The sequence below is a fragment of the Lentzea rhizosphaerae genome (assembly GCF_042649515.1).
In the GTDB taxonomy this organism is placed as follows: domain Bacteria; phylum Actinomycetota; class Actinomycetes; order Mycobacteriales; family Pseudonocardiaceae; genus Lentzea; species Lentzea aerocolonigenes.
Genome location: NZ_JBHRZI010000011.1, coordinates 186,167 through 209,912, shown reverse-complemented (window position 1 = coordinate 209,912; position 23,746 = coordinate 186,167). Strand labels below are relative to the sequence as shown.

Here is a 23,746-nt window from a genome sequence, read left to right as displayed (position 1 = left end):
GGTTCAGGTTTCGACACCAGCCAGACAGGAGCGAAACCATGAAGCACCGCATCGTCGTTCTCGGGGCCGGATACGCCGGAGCCAACGCGGCAGGCCGCCTCGCCAAGCGACTGCACCCCGCTGACACCGAGATCACCCTCGTCAACGCCGACGCGGAGTTCGTCGAGCGCGTGCGCATGCACCAGCTCGCGACCGGCCAGGACCTGAAGGTCCGGAAGCTGGCCGACGTCTTCGCCGGCACCGGTGTGCAGGTGCGCATCGCACGGGTCGCCGCGGTCGACGCCGAGCGCAAGATCGTGAGCACCGACGACGGCGACATCGCCTACGACACCCTCGTCTACGCCCTCGGCAGCACCGCCGCGAACGTTCCCGAGCACGCCCACAACATCGCCGGAAAGCAGTCCGCACTGCGACTGCGCGCACGGCTGGAGGACCTCGGCGCCGGCGGGACCGTGCTCGTCGTCGGTGGCGGTCTCACCGGCATCGAGGCGGCCACCGAGATCGCAGAGGCCAGGCCGGACCTCGACGTCTCGCTCGCCACCCGCGGTGCCCTCGGTGACTGGATGAGCGAGAAGGCCCGTCAGCACCTGCGTGCGGCGTTCGACCGGCTCGGCATCACCGTGCACGTTCACACCGACGGCGGCACGCTCGACGCCGACGTGACGGTGTGGACGGCGGGGTTCGCGGTCCACCCGATCGCCGCCGCCACGACCCTGGAGGTCTCGCCGTCCGGTCAGATCGTCGTGGACGAGACCATGCGGTCCGTCTCGCACCCGGACGTGTACGCCGTCGGCGACGCAGCGTTCGCCGCCGGTGGGAGCGGTTCACCGTTGCGGATGTCGTGCGCCTCGGGCGTGCCGACGGCCCACCTGGCTGCCGATGCGATCGCCGCGCGCTTGACCGGGCGTGAGGTCCCGCAGAACAAGATCGGGTACAGCGGGCAGTGCATCAGCCTCGGCCGCAGTGACGCCCTCGTGCAGTGGGTTACTCCTGACGACCAGCCCAAGCCATCCGCTCTCACCGGCAAGGTGGCCGTGCGCGTCAAGGAGCTCATCTGCAAGAGCGCGGCCTGGAGCATCTCGCACCCGACGGTGATGATGCCGTCGCGTCGGCGGCGGATCAGCACGGCCAGCGCGGTGCTCGAAACCGCGCTCTAATTCGTGCGTGATCAAGCTGCTGCGGATGGCCGTGTTCCTGCTGGTTCTTTCGGCAGAGGTCTACCTGATCGTGGCGCTGGGGGATCGGTTCAACCCGGCCAACCACTTCAGCTACTTCACCGTGCTGTCGAACGTCTTCGTCGGTGTGGTGGCCCTGCTGGGAGTGTTCAGCCCGGTGTCCGCGCAGATCAGGGGCGCGGCCGTGCTCTACATGACCACGACGGGCATCGTCTACGCACTGCTGCTGCGTGGGGTCGACGTGCAGACACCTGCTTACGCGAACTGGGTGCTGCACGTCGTCGTTCCGATCCTCGTGGTGGTGGAGTGGCTCCTCGCGCCGGAACGCACCACACGGGCGTGGATCTGGTTGGCCTTCCCTCTGGCCTATCTGACGTACACGTTGGTGAGGGGCCCGATCGTGGATTGGTACCCGTACCCGTTCCTCGACCCGCGTCAGCACGGGTACGGCGAGGTCCTCCTGAGCTGTGTGTTCGTCGCGGTGATCATCGCCGCGCTGGCGTACGCCGTGTCGTGGATCGGCACCAAATTGGCCCAAAGAAGCAGCGCAGTCTTGTCCCACAATCAGGGCCAATAACCGCCCTACGGTCATAGTCATGACCAGGCGACTCGCGTACGCACAGCTGACGAACTCCATCGGTGACGGCGGGTTTCTCGTCGTTTCGGCGTTGTACTTCACCCAGGTCGTCGGTCTGAGCGCGGCACGGGTCGGCCTCGCGCTGACCCTCGCGTGGGGCGTGGGTGCCGTCGCGGGCGTCGCTCTCGGCCACGTCGCCGACCGGCTCGGCCCGCGCACCACCGCCGTCGTGCTGGCCGCGGCGACGGCGTTGAGCATCGGGATCCTGCTCTTCACCCGGAACTTCGCCGCATTTGCGCTGGTCATGTGCCTGTACGCGAGCTTCCAGAGCGGACTGCAGGCCTCCAGGCAGGCTCTCCTCGCGGGCCTCACGACGCCAGAGGAACGCACCCGAGCCCGTGCCCGCATCCAGTCCACGGCCAACGCGGGCATCGCGATCGGCGCCGCGGCGGGCGGGTTCGCGCTACACCTCGGCACCGAGGCGGCCTACACGGCAGTGTTCGTGCTCGACGCCCTCAGCTTCCTCGCCGCGGCCGCGATCCTGAGCACCCTGCCGGAGACCGTGATGACCCGCGCCAAGGGCAAGTTCGACGTGCTGAAGGACCGCCCGTACGCCCTGATCACGTTGATCAACGCCGTGATGCTGCTCTACATGCCGCTGCTGAGCCTGATCATCCCGCTGTGGATCGTGCAGCGCACCGAGGCGCCGACGTGGCTCGCCGCCGCGCTGCTGGTGCTCAACACCGCCGCCGTCGTGCTGTTCCAGGTCCGGATCGCCAGGCGTGCCAACGGTCTCGGCGCGGCGTCCAGGCTCGTGCGGCACGCCGGACTGATCATGTTCGCGTCCTGCGCGGTCTTCGCAGTGACGGCGTTCAGCCTCGGTGCGTGGAAGGGTGCGGCGTTGCCGATCGTCGCCGCCGCGTTGCAGGTGCTCGGCGAGATGATGCTCGCCTCCGGCGCGTGGGAGATCAGCTTCTCCCTCGCGCCCGCCGACCGGCAGGGCCAGTACCAGGGCTTCTTCGCGACCGGAACGGCAGTCGCGCGCATGGTCGGCCCCGCGCTGCTCACCACCGTCGTCCTCGACTGGGGCTCGCTCGGGTGGCTCGCGGTCGGCGGGCTGTTCGTCGTGGCCGGTTACGCGATGGGGCCCGCGGTGCGCTGGGCCCGCGAGAAGAACTCCACGAGGGCCGGCGCCATGACCGACGACTTGTACATGTGTGTCTGACCGGGAAGCGTCCGGTACTCCACGTCCTTTCCAGCGACCTCCGCGACGTTCCTCATGGCGTTGCGGAGGTACTGCGGCGACTTGCCGCCGTCCATCGCGAGTGTCGGCACCTTCACGTGCCAGCGGTCGGTCGGCAGCTTCTCGCCACGGCCGTCCTCGCCGAGGATGGTCAGATCCCACGGCAGCGTGTGTGCGACCGGCTTCAGCTTCCGCCACCACGGCATCAGCTTCATCATCGCGATGCCGATGGCGGGTGCCCCGACGATCTTCATGAACGCCGAGAGCATGCCGGAGCGGTCATCGCGCGCGAGCAGGTCGTTCATCTGCTGCACGATGTCGGCGGGGCGTGGCTTGAACGTGTCGTCCACGACATAAGGCGCCTCGTAGATCGCGAGCCGTGAGATGCCCGGCAGCCTGCTGGCCGCTTCCATCGCCAGCACCGCGCCCGAGGACACGCCGAACGCGAAGGCACTGCCGCCGGCTTCCTTGATGAGCGCGTCGATGTCCTCGATCTCGCGCTCCAAGGACCACGGCGTGGCGCCGTCGCCCGTCTCGCCGCGGCCGCGCCGGTCGTAGGTGTAGACGGTGAAGTTCTTGTCCAGCACGGACGCCAGCTCGGTCGACGGGCCGAACATCCGGTGGCACATCGCGCCGTCCACGAGGATCAGCGCCGGTCCTGAACCGGTGACCGAGTAGGCGATGTCGGTGCCGTCGGCCGAGGTCGTGAAGCGCGTCATTTCTGCTCTCCCAGAGTGGTGTCGAGGAAGCTCTGCCAGTCCTGCTCGGACTCGTCGCCCTCGAAGACGTGGTGCGCGGCGATGAACGGGCCGAAGAACCCGCGCATGAAGCGGTACATGCCCTTTTCGGTGCGCAGACCGAGCGTGTGGGCGTTGCGGTGGAACTCGACGGCGTCCGGGAGCTTGTCGGCCAGCGCCGCGTCGAGCTTCTTCCAGGCCTCGTCCCAGTCGCTGACCATCGGCCCGAAGACCGTCAGCGGACGGGCCGTGCGGCCGGCGAAGTGGTGCAGGTACTCGCTCAGCGTGCTCCGGAACAGCGCGCCGCCCAGCGTCATGGCCTCGAACTCGTCGGCCCAGTCGTCGCCGGGCAGGAAACCGCTCGTGACCATCCGCAGCACGGTGCTGCCGTGCTCGCGGCCCTCGACGAGGAACTCGTAGGCGATGAACCGGCCGTCGGGCGCCTCGCCGCTGTTGTAGGCGAAGCGCTGCAGCGGTTCGGACGCGGTGATCTCGCTCGTCGGCTGGTACCCGCCGAACGCCATCTTGACCTGGCCGTTCGCGACCTCGTTGCGGCCCATGAACCACGAGTCGATGCCCGGCCCCGTCGCGATGGCCGTCCAGACGTCCTCGACCGAGGCCGGCACCTCGATGTCGTCTGTGCTCTCGAACGCGTGGCCCATCAGCTCGCTCCTGTCTGGTTCGTGGATGGTCCCATCCTGCCGCCGACGAATCCATTCGTCAAGACAGTCTCTCTAGTCTTGACAAAAAAACTTGTCGGTGGTTCCGTTCTCGCCACAACCTTTGGAGGAACCCATGTCCCGCATCGCGTGCGGCGTCGTCGCCGGCCCGCTCTACCTCGTCATCGGCTACGCCCAGGCCTTCACCCGCGAGGGCTTCGACCCGTCGCGGCACCCGTTCAGCATGCTCAGCCTCGGCTCGCTGGGCTGGATCCAGATCGCCAACTTCATCGTGAGCGGCGCCCTGTTCGTCATCGCCGCCACGGGCATGGCGAAGCACACGAAGTGGGGCGCGCGCCTGATCGGGCTGATGGGCGTCGGAATGATCCTCGGCGGCGTGTTCGTCGCCGATCCGGGCCTGGGCTTCCCCGCGGGAGCACCGGAGGGCCCGCCGGCGTCGATGTCGTGGCACGGCGCGCTGCACGCGGTGGCGTTCGGCCTGGCCATGATCGGCTGGATCGGCGCGTGTTTCGTGTTCGCGCGTAGGCTCGGAGGATGGCTGGCGGTGATGAGCGGCCTGACGGGCGTGCTCCTGATGGTGCCGATGGCGTTCCTGGGCAACCCCGGCGGCACGGTGCTGCTCTACGTCGTGGCGACGATCGGCTGGCTGTGGACCTCAGTCGTGTCCCTGAAGCTGAACCGGCCTGCCTTCTCGAGCTGATCTGCCCGGAGTGCGGGCGCGTCACCACCGACGAGGACGCGCCCGGATGTGAGGCCTGCCGTCAGCCGACGAGCTGATGCGCGTGCATCTTGCTGATGTCGTAGGAGACCCCGCAGAACGTGCACTGCAGGCCGTACCTGCTGCTGATGGTGAACAGCGGGATGAAGAAGATCGTCGGCTTCGTGTAGCGCCGGAACAGGTTGTGCGCGGCCTGGTGGTGGCAGTGCCCGCACACCAGCGTCAGCATCCTCAGCTGCTCGATCGTGGTTCGCCAGCCGAAAATCACCATCTGCGCTCCTTTGGTCGGCTGTCTCTTTGACGTGTGAAGTCCCATTTGCGTTGCGAGGGATCCGTCACCTTCAGAAGGTGGACAGCCTGCCTCCGACTGAGGTTCACGCCGGGAACGTCCGGGTAACCCGAACTGCATGAGCGACGTGCAGGACGAACTGCTGCGGACGTTGACCAAAGTCGCCAACGCCCTGCGCAGCGCGGAGATCCCGTTCGCCCTCACGGGCGGATGCGCCGGCTATGCGCGTGGTGGTCCGGCGAGCGAGCACGACGTCGACCTCCTGGTGCGCGAGCAGGACGCCGCCGAGGCCGTGCGGGTGCTGGTGCAGCGCGGGTTGCGTGCTGCGGAGCCTCCTGAGGACTGGCTGCTCAAGGTCTACGACGGCGATTCGTTGGTGGACCTGCTGTTCCGGCCCAACGAGCGGCCCGTCACCGACGAGACCCTCGCGATGGCCGAGGAGATGCCGGTCGGGTCCGTGATGTTGCCGGTGATGCCCGCGACGTTCGTGCTGAGCAGCAAGTTGCTCGTGCTGGACGGGCACCGCTGCGACTTCAGCGAGCTGCTGCCGTTCGCCCGCGCGCTGAGAGAACAGATCGACTGGGAGCAGGTGCGCGAGGAGACCAAGCACTCGCCGTACGCCGAAGCGTTCCTGGTGCTCATCGAACGCCTGGACGTCATCGGGAGGGGCCATGAGTTCCGAGCAGTACCTGGCGGCAAATCTGCGTAGGGCGGTGGCCGAGGATCCCAGAACGGCCGAGCTCGGCGTGCGGATCACGGTCCGGGGTGATCACGTGATGCTGTCCGGCGACGTGGCGTGCGCCGACCGCCGGACCGCGCTGGAAGAGGTCCTGCACGAGGCCGCGCCTGAACTCACGATCTTCAACGACGTCCGGGTGACCCCGGCCGGTGAGCCGGACGGTGAGGAGGACCTCCGATGATCCGGGTCGCCGCTGTCGGGGACGTGCACCTCGGCGAGGACATGCGAGGGCGTCTCAGGCCCGCGCTGGAGAAGGTCGGCGAGCACGCCGACATCCTGTTGCTGGCCGGTGATCTCACCCGGCACGGCACGGTGAGCGAGGCGCAGGTGGTCGCGGACGAGTTCGCGGACCTGCCGGTGCCGGTCGTCGCCGTGCTCGGCAACCACGACCACCACGACGACAAGCCGCTCGAGGTCACGAAGACCTTGGAGGACAAGGGCATCCACGTGCTGGAAGGCACGACGTTCACCCACCGCGTGAACGGCTGCTCGATCGGGGTCGCGGGCGTGAAGGGCTTCGGCGGAGGGTTCGCGGGCAAGTGCGGGAGCGCGTTCGGCGAGCGCGAGATGAAGGCGTTCATCCAGCACACCTGCGACATCGCGGAGAACCTCGAAGGCGCACTGTCCGAACTGGACACCGACATCAAGGTCGCACTGACCCACTACGCGCCGGTGCCGGACACGCTGCGCGGTGAGCCGCCGGAGATCTACCCGTTCCTCGGCTCCTACCTGCTCGGCGAGGCGATCGACGCCACCGGCACGCATCTCGCGGTGCACGGCCACGCGCACTTCGGCACCGAGCAGGGCATGACGCCCGGCGGGGTCCGGGTCCGCAACGTCGCCCAGCCCATCATCCGCACCGCCTACACGGTCTACGTGCTGGAAGGGAACCACTGATGACGGTCGGGGACTTCATCGTGCAACGCCTGCGCGACTGGGGAATCGAGCAGGTGTTCGCGTATCCCGGTGACGGCATCAACGGAATCGTGGCGGCGTTCGGCAAGGCGGACAACGATCCGCGGTTCATCCAGACCCGCCACGAGGAGATGGCCGCGTTCGCCGCTGTCGGCTACGCGAAGTTCAGCGGCGACGTCGGCGTGTGCCTCGCGACGTCGGGACCCGGCGCGATCCACCTGCTCAACGGTCTGTACGACGCGAAGCTCGATCACGTGCCGGTCGTCGCGATCGTCGGCCAGACCGCCCGCACCGCGCAGGGCGGCAGCTACCAGCAGGAGGTCGACCTGCACTCGCTGTTCCGCGACGTGGCCTCGTACCTCGTCGACGTGACGGTGCCGGAGCAGCTGCCGAACGCGCTGGACCGGGCGATGCGCACGGCCCAGGCCGACCGCGCACCGGCCGTGGTGATCATCCCGAACGACGTGCAGGAGCAGGAGTACGAGCCGCCCAAGCACGAGTTCAAGTACATCCCGTCGAGCCCGCCGTCCCGGCCGTCGTCGTGCGTCGTGCCGGCGAACGACGAGGTGCGGCGCGCGGCCGACGTGCTGAACACCGGGGAGAAGGTCGCGATCCTGATCGGCCAGGGCGCTCGCGGGGCAGCCGCCGAGGTGCGCGAGGTGGCGGACCTGCTCGGTGCCGGCGTCGCGAAGGCGTTGCTGGGCAAGGACGTGCTGCCCGACGACCTGCCGTACGTGACCGGTTCGATCGGGTTGCTCGGCACCAGGCCGTCGTACGAGCTGATGCGCGACTGCGACCGGTTGCTGATCGTCGGCTCGAACTTCCCGTACTCGCAGTTCCTGCCGCAGTACGGCAAGGCGCGCGGCGTGCAGATCGACGTCGACGGCCGGGCGATCGGCATGCGTTACCCGACCGAGGTCAACCTCGTCGGTGACGCACGGGAGACGCTGCGGTCGCTGATCCCGTTGCTGGAACGCAAGACCGACCGTTCGTGGCGCAACACGATCGAGTCGAACGTCGAGCGCTGGTGGGAGGTCGTGGAACGGCAGGCGCAGGTGCCCGCCGATCCGGTCAACCCGATGCGGATCGTCTCCGAGCTGTCGAAACGCCTGCCCGCCAACGCGATCGTCACTGCCGACTCCGGTTCCGCGACGAACTGGTACGCACGGCTGTTGCGGATCAAGGACGGCGTGCGGTCGTCGTTGTCCGGCACCCTCGCCACGATGGGATGCGCTGTCCCGTACGCGCTGGGTGCTGCGTTCGCCCAACCGAATCGGCCGCTGATCGCGTTGGTCGGCGACGGCGCGCTGCAGATGAACGGCATGGCGGAGTTGTTGACGCTGCGCCGTTACGGCATCCGGTGCGTCGTGTGCGTGTTCCACAACAACGACCTCAACCAGGTCACGTGGGAGCTGCGCGCGATGGGCGGCGCGCCGAAGTTCGAGGAGTCGCAGTCGCTCCCGGACGTCTCGTACGCGGCCTACGCGCGTTCGATCGGCCTGCAGGGCATCGAGGTCAACGACCCGAACCAGCTCGGCACGGCGTGGGAGACGGCGCTCGCGTTCGAGGGCTCGACCGTGCTCGACGTGCGCTGCGACCCGAACGTGCCGCCGATCCCGCCGCACGCGACGTTCGACCAGATCAAGGACATGACCGAGGCGGTGCTGCGCGGCGATCCCGATGCCTGGGAGGTGCTGCGCCGCGGCCTGCAGACCAAGATTCAGGAGTTCCTGCCGTGAAGCTGGGCTATTTCCTTTCCTCGGAAGAACACGGACCTCGTGAGCTGGTCCGGCACGCGAAGATGGCCGAAGAGCACGGCTTCGAGGCGTTGTGGATCTCCGACCACTACCACCCGTGGAACGACGAGCAGGGCCAGTCGCCGTTCGTGTGGGGCACGATCGGCGCGTTGTCCGAGGCGGTGTCACTGCCCATCACGACGGCCGTGACGTGCCCGACCGTCCGCATCCACCCGGCGGTCATCGCGCAGGCCGCGGCCACCGCGGCGGTCCAGACCGAGGGCCGTTTCACGCTCGGTGTGGGCAGCGGTGAGGCGTTGAACGAGCACGTGCTGGGCGACCACTGGCCGTCCGCGGACGTGCGGCTGGAGATGCTGGAGGAGGCGATCGGCCTCATCCGCACGCTGCACCAGGGCGACGAGGTCACCCACCACGGCAAGCACTACACCGTGGAGAACGCGCGCATCTACACCGTGCCCGAACGCCCGGTGCCGATCTACGTGTCCGCGTTCGGCCCGAAGGCGGTCGAGCTCGCCGCCCGCTGCGGTGACGGCTACGTCTGCGTGGGCCCGGCCGGCGACCTGGTGAAGAAGTACCGCGCCGAAGGCGGTCGCGGCCCGGCGCAGAGCGGGCTCAAGGTCTGCTACGGCGAGTCGGAGTCCGAGGCCGTGAAGATCGCACACCGCTTGTGGCCCAACGACGGCCTGCCCGGCGAGCTGGCCCAGGTGCTGCCGACGCCGAAGCACTTCGAGCAGGCCTCGGAGCTCGTGACGCCGGAGATGATCGCGTCGTCGATGCCGTGCGGACCGGACCCGCAGCGGTACGCGGAGAAGATCAAGGAGTTCGCCGACGCCGGGTTCGACGAGGTCTACGTGCAGCAGATCGGCAAGAACCAGCAGGAGTTCTTCGAGTTCTGGGCCAAGGAGGTCACCCCGCTGCTCGATGTTTGACGGCAGAAGCGCAGGGCATCCGGTCCTATGAGGAGATTCCTGCGCGAGCACAGCCTGACGCTCGTTTTCGCCGGTCTGTTCCTCGCGGCGCTGGTCGGCCAGCTGTTCGCCGGGCACGCCGACTACAACGAGCGTCAGGCCGCGTTGGGTCAGCCGTTGCTGACCCTGGGGTCGTACCTGTTCTCCGCCGACTTCCTGGTGGACGTGACGGAGAACTGGCAGTCCGAGTACCTGCAGTTCTTCCTGTACGTCACCGCCACCGTCTGGCTGATCCAGAAGGGCTCGCCGGAGTCCAAGCCGGCGGGCAAGGCCGGTCACGAGAGCGACAAGGAGCAGCAGGTCGGCCGATACGCGAGTGAGTCGTCACCGAGTTGGGTGCGTGCCGGTGGCTGGCGCACCGCGGTGTTCTCGAAGTCGCTCGGCCTCGCGATGCTGGTCCTGTTCCTCTTCTCGTGGTCGATGCAGTGGGTCGCGGGCTGGTACGCCAACAACTCGGACCCGTTGGCCGAGAAGATGGGCCTGTTCGACTACTTCCTGAGCGCCGACTTCTGGAACCGGTCGCTGCAGAACTGGCAGTCCGAGTTCCTCGCTATCGCGTCGATGGCGATCCTCAGCGTCTACCTGCGTCAGCGCGGATCGCCCGAGTCCAAGCCGGTGGGCGCGGCGCACTCGGTGAGCGACGAGTCAGGCTAGGTTTTGGGCGTCTGCAAGTACCACCAACACGCAGTTGGTGGTACTTGCAGACGCCGTTCAGGCAGCGCGACCACCTTCTCGGGTCGTCGCCCCCGCCCTACGCGAGGATCTCGCCGACCGTGCCGGCACCCACGGTCTTGCCGCCCTCGCGAATCGCGAAGCCCAGCCCGGTGTCCATCGCCACCGCCTTGCCCAGCTCCACCGTGACCTCGACGGTGTCACCTGGCAGGGCCAGCGTCCTGTCGAGCTCCACCACGCCGACGACGTCGCCGGTGCGGAAGTGGAACTGCGGGCGGTAGTTCGACGCGATCCCGGTGTGCCGGCCGCCCTCCGCGTGGGACAGCAGGTACACCGACGCGCGGAACCGGGTGTGCGGCGCCACGCTGCCCGGCAGGGCCAGCACCTGGCCGCGCCGGACCTCGCCGCGCTTCACACCCCGCAGCAGCACCGCGGCGTTGTCTCCCGCCTGGGCCTGCCGCATCGGCTTGCCGAACGTCTCGATGCCCGTGGCGACCGAGGTCACCGCGGCGCCGAGACCGAGCACCTCGACCGCGTCGCCGACGCCGAGCACGCCGCGTTCCACCGCGCCGGTCACGACCGTGCCGCGACCGGTGATGGTCAGGACGTTCTCGATCGGCATCAGGAACGGCCCGGTGACGTCCCGCTCCGGCACCGGGATGTGCTCGTCCACGGCCTCCAGCAACGAGACCACGGACTTCACCCACACCGGGTCGCCCTGCAACGCGCGCAGGCCGGACACCCGCACGACCGGTGTGGCGTCGCCGTCGAAGCCGTACTGGGAGAGCAGGTCGCGGATCTCCAGCTCCACCAGGTCGAGCAGCTCCGGGTCGCTCACCGCGTCGGCCTTGTTCAGCGCCACCACCACGTGCGGCACGCCGACCCGGTGCGCCAGCACGACGTGCTCACGCGTTTGCGGCATCGTGCCGTCCTCCGCGGACACCACGAGGATCGCGCCGTCCAGCTGCGCCGCACCCGTGATCATGTTCTTCACGTAGTCGGCGTGGCCGGGCATGTCGACGTGCGCGTAGTGACGCGTCGGCGTCTCGTACTCGACGTGCGCGATGTTGATCGTGATGCCGCGGGCCAGCTCCTCCGGCGCGCGGTCGATGCGGTCGAACGCCGTGAAGGTCGTGCCCGAAGGGTCCATTTCGGACAGAACCTTGGTGATGGCCGCGGTGAGGGTCGTCTTCCCGTGGTCGACGTGGCCCATGGTGCCGATGTTGAGGTGCGGCTTGGCGCGCACGAACTCCTGCTTCATTTCCTTCGTCCTCGTGGCTGGCAGAGTTCAGAACCGGTGGACCGCTACAACCCTCCTCCAGTGGTCCTGAAGGAGCGGACTGGAGAAGGGTCAGACTCGGGCGCCGGCCAGCTGTGCCGAGGCAACGGCGAGCGCGCCCGCAGGAACACCTGCGAACGTGTTGTGCTCAGCCGTCAGGAACATGCCGATGATCGTGACAGGGGCCTAGTCCGCTGTCACCTGGTTTTCCGCGAGTTCGCGTCGGTCATCCGGTCAACCGCTCGCACCGAATTCGGCGAAGCCCAATTCGGTGCGAGCGATTCGGCCGGATGACCGACTTCAAGGCGAACTCGCCGCCGTCTCCGAAGGAGCGGCCATCGAACACAGCCGGATCAGCGCCCGTGCGGCGGGGCTGTGCGGGCCTTCCGTGCGCCACGCGAAAGCGAGCCTGCCGCGCGGTGACGGGTGGGTGATCCGCACGGCGTGCAGGCCTTCGGTCATCGACAACGCCAGGATCGCCGGTCCGAGCCCGCGTTGCGCCAGCGTGATCACCATCGGCGGTGCGGACGCCTCGAACGCGATGCGCGGCCGGCGGGCACCACAGGCCTCGTCCAACGCGCCGCGCAACCCGGTGCCCGGCGGCAGGCAGATCAACCTGCGCTCCAGCAACTCGTCCAGCGGAACGGATTCCCTTCCGTACCAAGGATCACCGGGGGCAACCGCGGCCACGAGCGGTTCGTCGGCCAGCACCCGCACCGACAGTCCCGCCGGCGCATCACCGGCGTACCCGATCAGAGCGAAGTCCAGTGAACCGTCCACAAGGGACGAGATCAGCGCATCGGAGTTGGCCTCCGCCAGCGTGATCTCCACGCCGGGGTGCAGCGCGTGGAACGACGACAGCAGCTCCGGCAGGTCCATGATCCCGCACGACACGACCATCCCGACCCGCACGACACCGCGCACCAGCCCGGCCATTTCCTCGACCGTCCGTTTCGCCGACTCCACCGACCGCAACGCGGCTCGTGCGAGCGGCAGCACCGCGGCGCCCACGTCCGTGACCGTCACGGTGCGCCCCGACCGGTCGAGCAGGTCGTGCCCCAGCTCCCGTTCCAGCCGCCGGATCTGCGCGCTGACACCGGGCTGCGCGACGTGCACCCGTTCCGCCGCGCGCGTGAACGAGGCTTCCTCGACGACCGCGACGAAGTACTCCAGCTGTCGAAGCTCCATAACTGATGATTATAGGAGCGAGCACGACTAGATCTTGGACATATAGCAGCAGCTCAACAACGCTGAAGACATGCAGATCTTCCATCCCGGCGACATCGGTTACGACGACGAACGCAGCGGCTTCCAGACCGGGCTCCGGCACGAGCCGCAGGTGGTCTTCGCCGTGGAGAACGCCGACGACGTGCGGAAAGCCGTCGACCACGCCGAGACCCACGGCCTCGAGTGCGCGATCCAAACCACCGGCCACGGCCTGACCGTGCCGACCACCGGCGTCCTCATCTCGACCAGGCGCATGAACGGCGTCGAGGTCGACCCGGTGACGAGGACCGCGCGGGCGGAAGCGGGTGCGGTCTGGCAGCAGGTGATCGAGAAAGCCGCTCCGCACGGGCTCGTCCCGCTCAGCGGCGACGCGAGCGACGTCGGTGTCGTCGGCTACACGCTCGGCGGCGGGTTCAGCGTGCTGGCGCGTGAGTTCGGGTTCGCGAGCGACCGCGTCCGCGCGACGGAGAAGGTCGGCGAGGTCGTCACCGCGCTGGAGTTCGAGCTCGTCGAGGCGGGCGACGTCCACGCGGGCGAGATGTTCTTCGACGTTCAGCACGCGGAAGCCGTGTTCGACGCGTTCCACGCGTGGCACCTGCCGGACCACGTCACGCCGGCGCTCACCACCCTCGGCGAGGTGGTGCGGGTGACGTTCGCGAGCACGAGGCCGTTCGACGTCGAGCACCTGCGCGTCGCACCGAGGCTGACCGACGAGTTCGGCCTCAGGCCGTTCGCGCAGGCCGCGGGCAAACCGCTGCCGCCGCACACCTACCAGGGCGACAACGTGCTGCTCGGCGACCTGCCGCTGGACGCCTTGCACGGCCTGCGCGAGAAAGCTGCCGACGCCTCGATGTTCCTCGGCGTGCTCCCGCTCGGCGGCGCACTCGACACCGGTGCCACCCATCTGATCAAGCTGCTCGCGCCTCGGCTCGGGGTGGAGGAACAGCTTGAAGAGGTGTTCGACGAGGTGCGGCCGTTCGTGATCGGACGGTCGCGGAATTTTCGTTACGCCGTAGGCTGAGGTGCATGACCAGAGTGGTTCTCGTGGAGGACCACGACATGGTCGCGGAGGCGATCGGTCTGGCGCTCGAACGCGCCGGGATCGAGGTGATCGCCCGCGCGTCCACCGTCGCGGCCGCGCTCGCGGAGACCCGCCGCGCCGAGCCCGACGTGATCCTCCTCGACCGCAGGCTCCCCGACGGCGACGGCACGGCGCTGATTCGTGAGTTCGTCAGAGGTGGCGCCAAGGTGCTGGTCCTGACCGGTGAGGCGACCGCGTCGGTGGCCGCCCGCGTCGCCGAAGCCGGTGGTGCGGGGCTCATGCTCAAGTCGGCGCGGCTGGACGACCTCGTCGAGGCGGTCCGCAGGGTGGCGGACGGCGAGGTGGTGTTCGACCGGAAGCTCCTCGCGGGTGTGCTGGACCGGCTCACGGGCAGGGTCAAGGTCGCCGGAGCCACCCTGACCGCGCGGGAGCAGGAGACGTTGTTGCTGCTCGCGGAGGGTGTGGGTACCGACCAGATCTCCAGCAGGCTCGGCGTCGCCCGCAACACCGCGCGCAACCACGTGCAGCGCGTCCTCGACAAGCTCGGAGCCAGCTCGAAGCTGGAGGCCGTGTCGATCGCCCGTCGCGAGGGCCTGCTCGACTGATGCAGCTGCACCAGTTGATCTGGTTCGGCTGCGTCTGCCTGCACGGACGCCGGTGGTGGATCGTGCTTCGGTGGCCACCAGTTCGCTCACGGACGCCGTGTTCTCACTGCCGGAGGACGATCGGCGTGGCGGCGTGGCGCTCGCCAGGGACTTCGCCCGCCGCGCCGCCGTGAACTGCGGTTACCTCGGCAGCCACGACGACGTCGTGCTGGTCGTCAACGAGCTCGCGACCAACGCCGTCTGCCACGGCGGCGGCCGCCCGGTCGTGCGCATCACCGGTGACCAGGACCAGGTGGTGGTCGAGGTCGCCGACGCCGAGCCCTCCCACCCCGAGCTGCGCGCCGACGGCTGGGGACTCCAGCTCGTCGCCCGGCTGGGTGAGAGCTGGGGCGTCACGGTCAGCGCTGGTCAGAAGGTCGTCTGGTGTGAGCTGACGGCGTAGACACCATGATGTGGCCGTGCAACCGGACGCCTGGCGGGAAAGCGACCTCTTCCGGTTGCTCGTGCTGGGCGTGCGCGACTACGGGATCTTCATGCTCGACCCCGGCGGGCACGTCGTGAGCTGGAACGCGGGCGCCGAGCGCATCAAGGGCTACACGGCCGAGGACATCATCGGACGGCACTTCTCGACGTTCTACCCGCCGGAGGACGTCAGGTCCGGCAAACCCGAGTGGGAGCTGCGGGTCGCGAGGGCCGAGGGTGCACTCGAGGACGAGGGCTGGCGGGTGCGCAAGGACGGCACCCGGTTCTGGGCGAACGTGATCATCACCGCCCTCTACGACGACACCGGCGAGCTGCGAGGGTTCGGCAAGGTCACGCGGGACATGACCGAGCGGCGGCGAGCTGAGCAACAGCTCACCGACCGGCGTCGGCTGCTCGCGCACCTCGTCGAAGCGCAGGAGCGGGAACGGCAGCGCATCGCGTGGGACGTGCACGACGACACGATCCAGGCCATGGTCGCCGTCGACATGCGCCTGCAACTGCTCGCCCGCAGGCTGCCCGCCGAGCACCGCGAGACGGTCGAGCAGCTCGACGGCGCGGTGCGGTCCGCGATCAGCAGGCTGCGCAACCTCGTGTTCCGCGTGCGCCCGCCCGGCATCGAACGGCGGGGCCTGCGCGACTCGCTGGCGACCTACCTCGCCGACACCTCGATGGTCGGGGAGATCCGCAACGAGCTCGAACGCGATCCGGGTGACGACGCGGCCATCACGATCTTCCGCATCTGCCAGGAGGCGCTGACCAACGTCCGCAAGCACGCGCGCGCCTCGTCCGTCACGATCACACTGTCCACTGTGGATCGCGGGTTCCTGGTCCGGGTGGTCGACGACGGTGTCGGACTGCCCGACCTCGACCCGAACGCGGGTCACTTCGGCCTGATCGAGATGCGGGAACGAGCGGAGGGCGCGGGAGGGTGGTGCACCGTGACCGCGCAGGAGGGCGGGGGCACCGTCGTCGAGTTCTGGCTGCCGGACGTGCGGCCGTGATCGTCCGCGTGCTGATCGCCGACGACGATCCCCTGATCAGGGACGTCCTGCGCGACGTGCTCGACGAGGAGCCGGACCTGGAGGTCGTGGCCGTCGCCGTGGACGCCCGCGAGGCGGTCGAGCTGGCTGAACGGCACGCGCCGACAGTGGTCGTGCTCGACGTCCGCATGCCGCACGGCGGTGGCTCGCACGCGGCGACCGAGATCCTGCAACGCGCGCCCAGCACGCGGATTCTGGCGTTCTCCGCCTACACCGATCCCGGCGCTGTCGACGAGATGCGCCGCGCGGGCGTCACGGACTACCTCGCGAAGGGGGTCCGCAACACCGAACTGGTCGCAGCCGTCCGGCGGTTGGGCGAACGACAGGTTGTGGTGTGGAAGCAACAGCCGTAACGTCGAAGGCTCAACCGGGTTCAGCAGTGTGCTCGGACCGGTTTCTACGTGCTTCGGCCACCGGGGAGTGCTGGTGAACGAAGATCTGTTCAGGGAATCGCCGCTGCTGACGGTGCGTGCCGCCGACGTCGCAGGAGTGGTGGTCGTCAAGATCGAAGGCGAGATCGACGTCGACACCGCGGATGTCGTGCTGGACGCGTTGCGTCTCGGATTCTCTTCGGAAGGCCCCGCCCTCGTGGCGGATCTCACGCACGTCAGCTTCTTCGGCTCGACCGGCATCTCCACGTTGATCACGGCCCACGAGCTCGCGGACGCGCACAGCAAGGACTTCCACGTCGTGGCACCGCATCGCGCGGTGAAGAGGCCGCTGCAGGTCACGGGAGTGGCGGACGTGCTGGTGCTGCACGACTCGGTGGACGAGGCGTTGTCAGCGCTGAAGCCGGTGCTCAGCGAGTAAGCACCGGCCCGCACGGTTTCAGCCTGCCAGTTCCACCAGCTTCGGCACGACCTCGTCGGGGTGAGGCATCGCGGCGATCTCCGCCGCGATGGCGGCGTTCGCGGCACGAACATCGTTGTCCCGCAACAGCTTCTGGGCTGTTTCGTGCACCGCCTCCGCCGTGAACTGCTCTCCGGCGAGCTGTGCGCCGAGGCCCGCGTCCGCGACGAGGGCGGCGTTGCGGAACTGGTCGGCGCCCTGGGGCAGTGCCAGCTGCGGCACGCCGTGCGTCATCGCGGTCACCGTCGTGCCGGACCCGCCGTGGTGCGCGACGAGATCCGCGTGCGCGAGCAGATCCGCCTGGGGCACCCACCCGAGCACGTGCACGTTGCCCGGCACGTCGGTCAGCGCGGACGGTTGAACCAGCGGCCCGCTCGCGACCAGCACCTCGGCGTCCAGCCCGGCCAGTCCGGCGATCGCGGTCCGCAGGAGGTCCGGGTTCGCGAACGCGGTGCCGAAGGTCAGGTACACCAGGGGCTTCTCGTGCGCGATCACCCAGCCGGGCAATTCGCCGGGCTCGGCGAACGGGGTCGGCCGCAGCGGAATTCGGTCCACATCGGATAGTTGGGCCAGGTCCTGCAAAGACGGCGGGAAGACGTCGACACAGGGTGATCCGAGTCCGTAATGCTGCCCATTCGGCAAGGTGATGCCGAGTTCTGCGACGTACTCGAGCAACAGATCGCGCATCGCCTCCGGGAACGTGTCCGCGTCCATCTTGCCGAAACCGTGGGCCACTGCCGGAATTCCCGCCCGGATGGCTGCGAGACCGGCGCCGGGGTTGGCGATCTCGAAGACGACCAGGTCCGGCTTGTCCCGCTCCAGGACCGGTTCGAGGCTGGTCAGGAAGGCCCTGGGCAGTACAGATCCGAAGGCCTGGACGGCGGTCTGCCGCAGCATCTCCCGCCGGAACTCGGGCGTGCCGTGCAATTCGTTGGCCTGACGGAATGCGTCTCCGATGCTGATGCCCGCGTCGACCACCGTGAAACCCAGCTTTTCCGCGGTCGGGTGAAAACCGGAGTCGACGGCGTAGAGGACGTCGTGTCCCTGCCGTCGGGCGGCGATCGCGAGCGGGAGCAACGGATAAACGTGTCCGTGCGAGCCCAAGCTCGAGAAGAGAATGCGCACACGATCACATTAGGTGCTGTGGTCCCGGTGCGCCGGTTTCGCTCTCGTGAATTCACGAACGCCAGCGCTGAAGGCTTTCCCACCGGCCGGCGACCTCCGCGGGTGCCGGCATCGCGGCGATCTCGTCGCGGACCTCGCCCGCCGCCTTCTGCAGCTTCGAGTCCTCGATCAACCGGGTGAGCAGCTCGGGCGTGATGTCCCTCGGACCGGCCTTGAGCCCGGCCCCGCGCCTGGTGATCGCGTTCGCGTGCGTCGTCCGGTCGCCCGGTCCCGGCTCGACGAGCTGCGGCACACCCGCTGCCAGCGCGCCGAGCAACGTTCCCGCGCCGCCGTGGTGCACGATCCCGTCGCAGAACGGCAGCACGTGGGGGATCGGCACCCACCCGACCGTCCTCACGTTGTCCGGCAGGCCTTCGGTCTTCTCGGGCCGCACCAGCACGAACTCCACGTCCACGTGCTCCGCGGCCTTCGTGACGGCGGCCATCATCCTGCCCGCGCCGGGACCGGGGGCGGTGCTGCGGCTGACCAGGATGCGCGGTTTGCCCGCGGGCTCGGCGAGCCACTGCGGCACCTCGCCGTCACCGCTGTGGGCGACGAACCGCATCGGCTGCCCGACCTTGAACTCCAGGATCGACCGCGGTGCGGTGCGCAGAACCGTTGCGGGAGAACGCACCCCGGCCTTCATCCGTGCGCCGACCGCCGCCGTGAGCTCCAGGCCGTCGAACAACGACACGTCGTGGACGATCGAGGGGACCCCGAGCGCCGAACCGGCGACGGCGAGCGGTTCGTGCACCACGACGTCCGGCCGCCACTTCGCGGCAAGCGCCTGCAACGGTTCCGTCATGGCGTTGCCGACCGCGGCGAACATCCGCGACACGAAGTCGAGCCTGCCGCTGCCCTCCATCTCCCGCTTGGCCACGATCGGGTGCGCGAGCATGATCCGCAACGCGATCGGTCCGAAGCGGACGCTCGGCGGAACGACGTCCTCGACGGGCAGTCCCGACTCGCGGACCCGCAGCGCCTCGCCGCCGGTGGCGACCACGACGTCGTGTCCCGCGTCGCGCAACGCCAGCGCCAGGGGCATCAACGGAAACACGTGACCCAGCAGGGGCGCGGCGACGACGAGAACACGCATACAGCCAGGTTAACCACAGGTGCGCGGGTGCGGCCGCGATCAGCGCAGGTCGTCGGGCTCGACCAGCCTGCGCACCGCGTCCTCGACGGTCTGCCGCCGCACCAGGTGGTCCGAACTGTCGGCCGGGGCGTTCGACCACATCGACGCGATCGCGAGCACCAGCACGAGCACCTGCTCCGCGGAGAACCGCGTGGACACCACCCCCTGCGCCTGCGCCTCCCGGATCGCCTCGATCTCGGCACGCCTGCTGACCCGGCCCGGCCGCTCCAGCCGGTGCCACGTGGCGAGCCGGGCGAACTCGGGGTGCTCGTGCTGCCGGTCGTGGAGCCTGGCCGCGTAACCCGGCAGGTCGTGGGCGTCGAACTCCACGAAGGCCGCGTCCACCACCTCGGACTGCACGGCGTCGAACAGCTCGTTCTTGCCGCCGTAGTAGGTGTACGTGAGTCCGGCGGAACACCCCGCCATGCGCGCGATGCGTTCCATGCGCGCGCCGGCGAACCCGTAGGCCGCGAACTCGATGAACGCGGCGTTCAGCAAGCGGCGGCGGGTCCGTTCCCGATCGCGGCGGGCCATGGGCAACAGGCTAGGGGCCGCACCCTGATGAGTGCGGCCCCTCCGGAGAACCGGGTTACTTCGCCATGTCGAACCAGTTGAAGCCCTCGACCATCTGGCGGGTGGTGTCGCTGACGTACCGCGGGCCGGTGAGCTCCCAGCGGTCGACCCAGGTGTAGGTGCCCGGCTCCTGCGACTCGTCCTCGGCGGTGTTCTTGTCGTCCACGGCCGGCGAGTACTGCAGGAAGTGGCGCTTGGTCAGGGTGACGTCGAGCGCCTCGTAGGCGGACTGGGTGTTCAGGTAGTCGCCCTGACCGTGGTCCCACGCGCGGCCGGGGTCGGCCAGCTTCAGCTTCACGGTGTTGCCGCCGAAGGAACCGGTGGCGGACACGACCGTGACGATGTGACCACCCGTGCGCTGCAACGTGTCGTTCAGCGGGCCCTTCTTGTAGCGGCCGTACACGAGCTGAATGGGCCCCTCGTTCAGCTTGCGGGCGATGTCACCGGCGAAGTCCGGGTTGTCGAGCGTGGACACGCGGCCGCGGGTGGTCTGCCAACCGGCGTTGCGGGCAGGCAGGGTGGCGTTGTCCCACGCGGCGCGCAGGCCGGTCAGGCTGGTGCCGCCGTCGTAGCCGGCGTCCGTGCCGATCTTCGAGATCGAACCGGTGACCGTGCTGTAGTCGGCCTGCTTCATCGGGTCGAGGTACCCGACCTTCACCGGTCCCCAGCCGATCGGCGCGCCCTTCACGTGCGCCCAGTAGTGCAGGACGTTGTACAACGAAGCCGGTCCGCAGTACGCGTTGCCGTCGCTCTCCAGGTTCGTGCGGAACTGGTCCACGTCGCTCACGCCGCACTTGCGGACGTTGAAGTCGGGGCCGGCCAGGTCGGAGGCGTTCACGCACGGCGGTGGGGTGCCGATGACGTCCGCCGAGGCCATCGGAGCGAACGCGGTGGCGAGGGTGGCGGTGGCGGCGGCGGCGAGCAGAGCGTTGCGGATCATTTCGGTGTCCCCTTCGGATCTCGTGTTCCCCTGTGGTGATACGAGATTCGCCGGGACGGACCCCCAAAGGCATGAGGGGAGATCCCTCAACCCTCCTGCGGGAAAGTTGGGTGTATCAGGGGCACCCCCACGCCGCTCCGTATCAGGCGAGCACTGCCGCGAGGTCCCTGCGACCTGCGATTCCGAGCTTCGTGTAGATCCGGCCGAGGTGGTTCTCGACGGTCTTCGGCGTCACGAACAGCTCCTGCGCGATCTCCCTGTTCGCCCGGCCGGCGGCCGCGAGGTCGGCCACCCTCCGCTCGGACGCCGTCAGCGCCTCCGCCCCCACCACGATCTGCCTGCGCGGCCGGTCGCCGAGCGCCTCCAACGCCTCGACCGCGCGCGTCCGCAGCGTCGCGGAGCCGCAGTCACCGGCGAGGTCGATGGCCCGGTGCAGCGGTTCCCTGGCGTCGGTCCGCCGGCGCGCGACCCGCAGCGCCTCACCGAGGTCGACGAGCGACCGGGCGAGCTCCAGCCGTGACGGTGACGCCTCCAGCACCGACACCGATTCGGTGAGCAGCTCCAGCCGTGCGTTCGGGTCGGCGTGGGCGAGCAGCCGCAACGCCGCTCCGACCTCGGTCGCCGCACCCCACCTGCGTGCCACGTCGAGCTGTTCGGTCGCGAGTTCCAGCGCGAGCTCGTGCTCCCCGAGCTGCAACGACGCCCTCGCCGCCGGTGCGCGCCACGGGATGGTCGGCGGATCCACGTGCACCTGGTGCATCGCGTCCCGCTGGCGGTAGGCCTGCGCCATCGCGCGCCGCGGGTCGCCTTCGGCCAGCGCGATCAACGCCCGCACCTCGTGCAGCCAGATCATCGGCATGGTCAGCCGGGCGTCCGCGTGCGCCGAGTCGAACGCCGTGATGAACGCGGTGGCCGCCGCGACGTCGCCCCGTTCGAGCGCCGCGTAGACCGCGAAGTGCGTCGAGGTCGCGCGCAGGCTGATCACCTCGGACACCGGGTCCTCGTGTGCGACGGCGGCCAGGGCGCCCTCGGCCTCCGCCTCGACCACCGGCATGTTGCCGATGCGCCAGTTCAGGAACAGCGAGGCGTTCGCCACCATCGCGAACTCGATCGGCGAGCCGTGCTGGCGGACTCGCAGCCGGGCGCGCTCGATCTCGTGTCGTGCGGTGTCGACGCCGTCCGCGGCCATCAGCGCCAGCAACGCCACGAGCCACGCCACCATCGCGTCCGTGCTGCCGGTCGCGTCGTCGAGGTACGCGCCGTTCGCGAGCGCGCGCGTTGCGGTCGTGGCCACCTCATCGTGCGGCCACACCTCGTAGCGGCCCATCTGCGCGAGGAGCCCGAGCAACGTGCGTTCGTCCGGAGTGCCGCCCGCCAGTCCCGCATAGCCGCTGAGGTGCGCGGACGCGACCTGGCGCTGGTCGGGCAGGAACGAGCGGAACACCGCGAGCCGTGCCTCCAGATGCAGCCGCGACTCACCGTCCGGCCTGGCGGCGATGGCCTCGGTCAGCTCGGCGATCGCCGCCGCGGGGCCCTCGATCGCGGCCGTGGCGGAGGCGGCCGCCGCGACCAGTTCCGCGTCCGGCAGGCCCTGCGCCGCCGCTTTCAGGTGCCGGTGCGCGTTCACCGCGTCGCCGGTCCGCAGCAACGCCCGGCCCAGCTCGGCACGCAATGCGGCGTCATCGGGCCGTTCGTCCACCGCGCGTGCAAGATGTGCCGCGGCCGTGCGTGCGTCTCCGGCCGAGAGCAGCGTCGCGGCGGCTTTCCTCAGTACGTCGGCGGCGTTGGGCAACGTGCCCCTCGGTGCGTGCACGAGATGCGCTGCCACCCGATCCGCCGGTGCGTGCGAATCCCACAGCGCCTTCGCAGCGCGCGCGTGCAGCGAGGCGCGTGCGATCGGTCCGAGACCGGTCAACACCGCTTCACGCACAACGGGATGCACGAACCCCAAGTGCTCACCGGTGACCAGGACGTTCGCCGTCGTCAACGCCTCCACGGCGGCCGGGAGATCACCGACCTCGGCCAGTTCCGCGGCCTGCCACGGGTCCGCCTGCGAGCCCAGCACCGCGACGGCGCCGGCGAGTGCCACGGCCTCGGCGGGCAACCGTCCGAGCGTGGCGCGGAAGACCGTGCTCGGCCCGAGCGTGCCGACCTTCTCCGCCGTGCAGGCGTCGTCGAGCGGCAGCCCGAGCGCCGCGAGCTCGTCCACCAGCACGCCGGACAGGAACGGGTTGCCGCCGCTGGCCGCGTGCAGTGCCTTGATCACCTCGGGATGCCCGCCCACCAGTGCGCCGAGGGCGTCCGTGGTGAGCGGGCGGGGGAGCAACCGGTCCGCGGCCACGCTGAGCGCCGCGAGCGGCCCGAAGTTGTCCGCGGGCGGCCGGGTCGCGACGACCAGCGCGATCGGCAGGTCGGAGATGCGGCGCGACAGGTAGACGAGGAACTGCAACGACGACAGGTCGGCCCAGTGCGCGTCGTCCACCGTGATCAGCAGCGGGCGGGTGGAGGAGAGGTCCACCGCGACCCACCACAGCGAGTGCAGCGTGCGGGCGAGCTCGGCCTCGCTCGGGTCGAGCGCGGCGTCGTCCAGCGCCTTGAGCGCCGCACCCGACGGCCCGGCCAGGATCTTCTCGCGGAGCTCGCCGGAGTACCGCGACACCGAACGCTCGACCATCTGCCGGACGACGCCCCACGCCATGGCGCTCTCCAGGGCGTCGCCGACGGCCTGCAGCCGTCCGAACCCGCGTTGCTTGGCAAGCTCGCGGCACTCCTGCACGAGCCTGGTCTTGCCGATGCCGGCGCGGCCCTCGATGACGACGACGCGACCCTCACCACGGGCGGCTGCGTCGAGAGCTTCACGAATGTGCGCGATCTCGTCGTCTCGTTCAAGTGGTTCGCGCACGAATTGATCGTAGCGGCCATTCGGCGGGCTACACGCT

At 69.3% G+C, this 23,746-nt stretch carries 26 protein-coding genes; 16 read left to right on the top strand and 10 right to left on the bottom strand.

Features of this window, described 5'->3' with window-relative positions:
* Positions 1-38: 38 nt before the first annotated feature.
* From ACFOWZ_RS08375 to ACFOWZ_RS08365, 3 genes are read left to right on the top strand one after another with little or no spacing between them, the layout of a single operon-like run.
* The gene (locus ACFOWZ_RS08375; protein ID WP_382370839.1) at positions 39-1,157 is read left to right on the top strand and encodes an NAD(P)/FAD-dependent oxidoreductase; all 1,119 of its coding nucleotides are present in this window, start codon (positions 39-41) and stop codon (positions 1,155-1,157) included.
* Between the two features lie 7 nt (positions 1,158-1,164).
* A complete protein-coding gene (locus tag ACFOWZ_RS08370) occupies positions 1,165-1,752 on the top strand; it encodes a Pr6Pr family membrane protein (protein ID WP_382370838.1) in 588 nt (195 codons plus the stop codon).
* Positions 1,753-1,771: 19 nt separating this feature from the next.
* A complete protein-coding gene (locus ACFOWZ_RS08365; protein ID WP_382370836.1) occupies positions 1,772-2,977 on the top strand; it encodes an MFS transporter in 1,206 nt (401 codons plus the stop codon).
* Here ACFOWZ_RS08365 and ACFOWZ_RS08360 read toward each other — a convergent pair.
* Positions 2,887-3,714, bottom strand: coding sequence for an alpha/beta fold hydrolase (locus tag ACFOWZ_RS08360; RefSeq protein WP_382370834.1), 828 nt, complete (start codon positions 3,712-3,714; stop codon positions 2,887-2,889). The genes ACFOWZ_RS08365 and ACFOWZ_RS08360 overlap by 91 nt on opposite strands.
* Positions 3,711-4,394 (bottom strand): SRPBCC domain-containing protein, encoded by a 684-nt coding sequence (locus tag ACFOWZ_RS08355; RefSeq protein ID WP_382370832.1) that lies wholly within the window; start codon positions 4,392-4,394, stop codon positions 3,711-3,713. The genes ACFOWZ_RS08360 and ACFOWZ_RS08355 overlap by 4 nt, the downstream gene beginning before the upstream one ends.
* Positions 4,395-4,527: 133 nt before the next feature.
* On the opposite strand from ACFOWZ_RS08355, the gene ACFOWZ_RS08350 reads away from it, so the two are divergent.
* Positions 4,528-5,112: a DUF998 domain-containing protein gene (locus tag ACFOWZ_RS08350; protein WP_382370830.1), complete on the top strand. Its 585-nt coding sequence runs from the start codon at positions 4,528-4,530 to the stop codon at positions 5,110-5,112.
* 61 nt (positions 5,113-5,173) lie between these two features.
* On the opposite strand, the gene ACFOWZ_RS08345 is transcribed toward ACFOWZ_RS08350, so the two are convergent.
* A complete protein-coding gene (locus ACFOWZ_RS08345; RefSeq protein WP_030467454.1) occupies positions 5,174-5,401 on the bottom strand; it encodes a zinc-ribbon domain-containing protein in 228 nt (75 codons plus the stop codon).
* Positions 5,402-5,537: 136 nt separating this feature from the next.
* Here ACFOWZ_RS08345 and ACFOWZ_RS08340 point away from each other — a divergent pair, with 136 nt between their 5' ends.
* From ACFOWZ_RS08340 to ACFOWZ_RS08315, 6 genes are read left to right on the top strand one after another with little or no spacing between them, the layout of a single operon-like run.
* Positions 5,538-6,128, top strand: coding sequence for a nucleotidyltransferase domain-containing protein (locus ACFOWZ_RS08340; protein WP_382370827.1), 591 nt, complete (start codon positions 5,538-5,540; stop codon positions 6,126-6,128).
* Positions 6,091-6,339 carry a BON domain-containing protein gene (locus ACFOWZ_RS08335; RefSeq protein WP_382370825.1) on the top strand — a complete coding sequence of 83 codons (249 nt, stop codon included), beginning with the start codon at positions 6,091-6,093 and terminating at the stop codon, positions 6,337-6,339. Before ACFOWZ_RS08340 ends, ACFOWZ_RS08335 begins: the two co-directional genes overlap by 38 nt.
* Positions 6,336-7,055 (top strand): metallophosphoesterase family protein, encoded by a 720-nt coding sequence (locus tag ACFOWZ_RS08330; protein WP_382370823.1) that lies wholly within the window; start codon positions 6,336-6,338, stop codon positions 7,053-7,055. The genes ACFOWZ_RS08335 and ACFOWZ_RS08330 overlap by 4 nt, the downstream gene beginning before the upstream one ends.
* Positions 7,055-8,812: a thiamine pyrophosphate-requiring protein gene (locus ACFOWZ_RS08325; protein WP_382370821.1), complete on the top strand. Its 1,758-nt coding sequence runs from the start codon at positions 7,055-7,057 to the stop codon at positions 8,810-8,812. Before ACFOWZ_RS08330 ends, ACFOWZ_RS08325 begins: the two co-directional genes overlap by 1 nt.
* Positions 8,809-9,759, top strand: a complete 951-nt coding sequence (locus ACFOWZ_RS08320) for a TIGR03557 family F420-dependent LLM class oxidoreductase (RefSeq protein ID WP_382370819.1) — start codon at positions 8,809-8,811, stop codon at positions 9,757-9,759. The genes ACFOWZ_RS08325 and ACFOWZ_RS08320 overlap by 4 nt, the downstream gene beginning before the upstream one ends.
* 27 nt (positions 9,760-9,786) lie before the next feature.
* Entirely contained in the window at positions 9,787-10,452 is a 666-nt protein-coding gene (locus ACFOWZ_RS08315) for a DUF6766 family protein (RefSeq protein ID WP_382370817.1), read from the top strand.
* Positions 10,453-10,549: 97 nt separating this feature from the next.
* Here the strand turns inward: ACFOWZ_RS08315 and tuf are convergent, their stop codons facing one another.
* Positions 10,550-11,731 carry an elongation factor Tu gene (gene tuf / locus ACFOWZ_RS08310; protein WP_382370815.1) on the bottom strand — a complete coding sequence of 394 codons (1,182 nt, stop codon included), beginning with the start codon at positions 11,729-11,731 and terminating at the stop codon, positions 10,550-10,552.
* A gap of 318 nt (positions 11,732-12,049) precedes the next feature.
* Positions 12,050-12,937 (bottom strand): LysR family transcriptional regulator, encoded by an 888-nt coding sequence (locus tag ACFOWZ_RS08305; RefSeq protein WP_382370813.1) that lies wholly within the window; start codon positions 12,935-12,937, stop codon positions 12,050-12,052.
* A gap of 70 nt (positions 12,938-13,007) precedes the next feature.
* Between ACFOWZ_RS08305 and ACFOWZ_RS08300 the strand changes: the two genes are divergently transcribed.
* The 6 genes from ACFOWZ_RS08300 (at position 13,008) to ACFOWZ_RS08275 (ending at position 16,956) form a co-directional block, all read left to right on the top strand.
* A complete protein-coding gene (locus tag ACFOWZ_RS08300) occupies positions 13,008-13,997 on the top strand; it encodes an FAD-binding oxidoreductase (protein ID WP_382370811.1) in 990 nt (329 codons plus the stop codon).
* Positions 13,998-14,002: 5 nt separating this feature from the next.
* Complete coding sequence (locus ACFOWZ_RS08295; RefSeq protein WP_382370809.1) at positions 14,003-14,623, top strand: response regulator; 621 nt, start codon at positions 14,003-14,005, stop codon at positions 14,621-14,623.
* Between the two features lie 70 nt (positions 14,624-14,693).
* Entirely contained in the window at positions 14,694-15,065 is a 372-nt protein-coding gene (locus tag ACFOWZ_RS08290) for an ATP-binding protein (RefSeq protein WP_382370807.1), read from the top strand.
* Positions 15,066-15,081: 16 nt separating this feature from the next.
* Entirely contained in the window at positions 15,082-16,107 is a 1,026-nt protein-coding gene (locus ACFOWZ_RS08285) for a PAS domain-containing sensor histidine kinase (RefSeq protein ID WP_382370805.1), read from the top strand.
* On the top strand, positions 16,104-16,499 hold the full coding sequence (locus ACFOWZ_RS08280) for a response regulator (RefSeq protein WP_382370803.1): 396 nt from the start codon (positions 16,104-16,106) through the stop codon (positions 16,497-16,499). The genes ACFOWZ_RS08285 and ACFOWZ_RS08280 overlap by 4 nt, the downstream gene beginning before the upstream one ends.
* Before the next feature lie 73 nt (positions 16,500-16,572).
* Positions 16,573-16,956 carry an STAS domain-containing protein gene (locus tag ACFOWZ_RS08275; RefSeq protein WP_382370801.1) on the top strand — a complete coding sequence of 128 codons (384 nt, stop codon included), beginning with the start codon at positions 16,573-16,575 and terminating at the stop codon, positions 16,954-16,956.
* Between the two features lie 18 nt (positions 16,957-16,974).
* Here ACFOWZ_RS08275 and ACFOWZ_RS08270 read toward each other — a convergent pair whose 3' ends face one another.
* The 5 genes from ACFOWZ_RS08270 to ACFOWZ_RS08250 all read right to left on the bottom strand — a co-directional run bounded on the left by ACFOWZ_RS08270 (position 16,975) and on the right by ACFOWZ_RS08250 (position 23,709).
* Positions 16,975-18,120 (bottom strand): glycosyltransferase, encoded by a 1,146-nt coding sequence (locus tag ACFOWZ_RS08270; protein ID WP_382370799.1) that lies wholly within the window; start codon positions 18,118-18,120, stop codon positions 16,975-16,977.
* Positions 18,121-18,172: 52 nt separating this feature from the next.
* On the bottom strand, positions 18,173-19,255 hold the full coding sequence (locus ACFOWZ_RS08265) for a nucleotide disphospho-sugar-binding domain-containing protein (RefSeq protein ID WP_382370797.1): 1,083 nt from the start codon (positions 19,253-19,255) through the stop codon (positions 18,173-18,175).
* Between the two features lie 39 nt (positions 19,256-19,294).
* Positions 19,295-19,828, bottom strand: coding sequence for a TetR family transcriptional regulator (locus ACFOWZ_RS08260; RefSeq protein ID WP_382370795.1), 534 nt, complete (start codon positions 19,826-19,828; stop codon positions 19,295-19,297).
* A gap of 55 nt (positions 19,829-19,883) precedes the next feature.
* Positions 19,884-20,807: a hypothetical protein gene (locus ACFOWZ_RS08255; RefSeq protein WP_382370793.1), complete on the bottom strand. Its 924-nt coding sequence runs from the start codon at positions 20,805-20,807 to the stop codon at positions 19,884-19,886.
* Positions 20,808-20,949: 142 nt separating this feature from the next.
* A complete protein-coding gene (locus ACFOWZ_RS08250; RefSeq protein ID WP_382370791.1) occupies positions 20,950-23,709 on the bottom strand; it encodes a helix-turn-helix transcriptional regulator in 2,760 nt (919 codons plus the stop codon).
* Positions 23,710-23,746 lie beyond the last annotated feature (37 nt).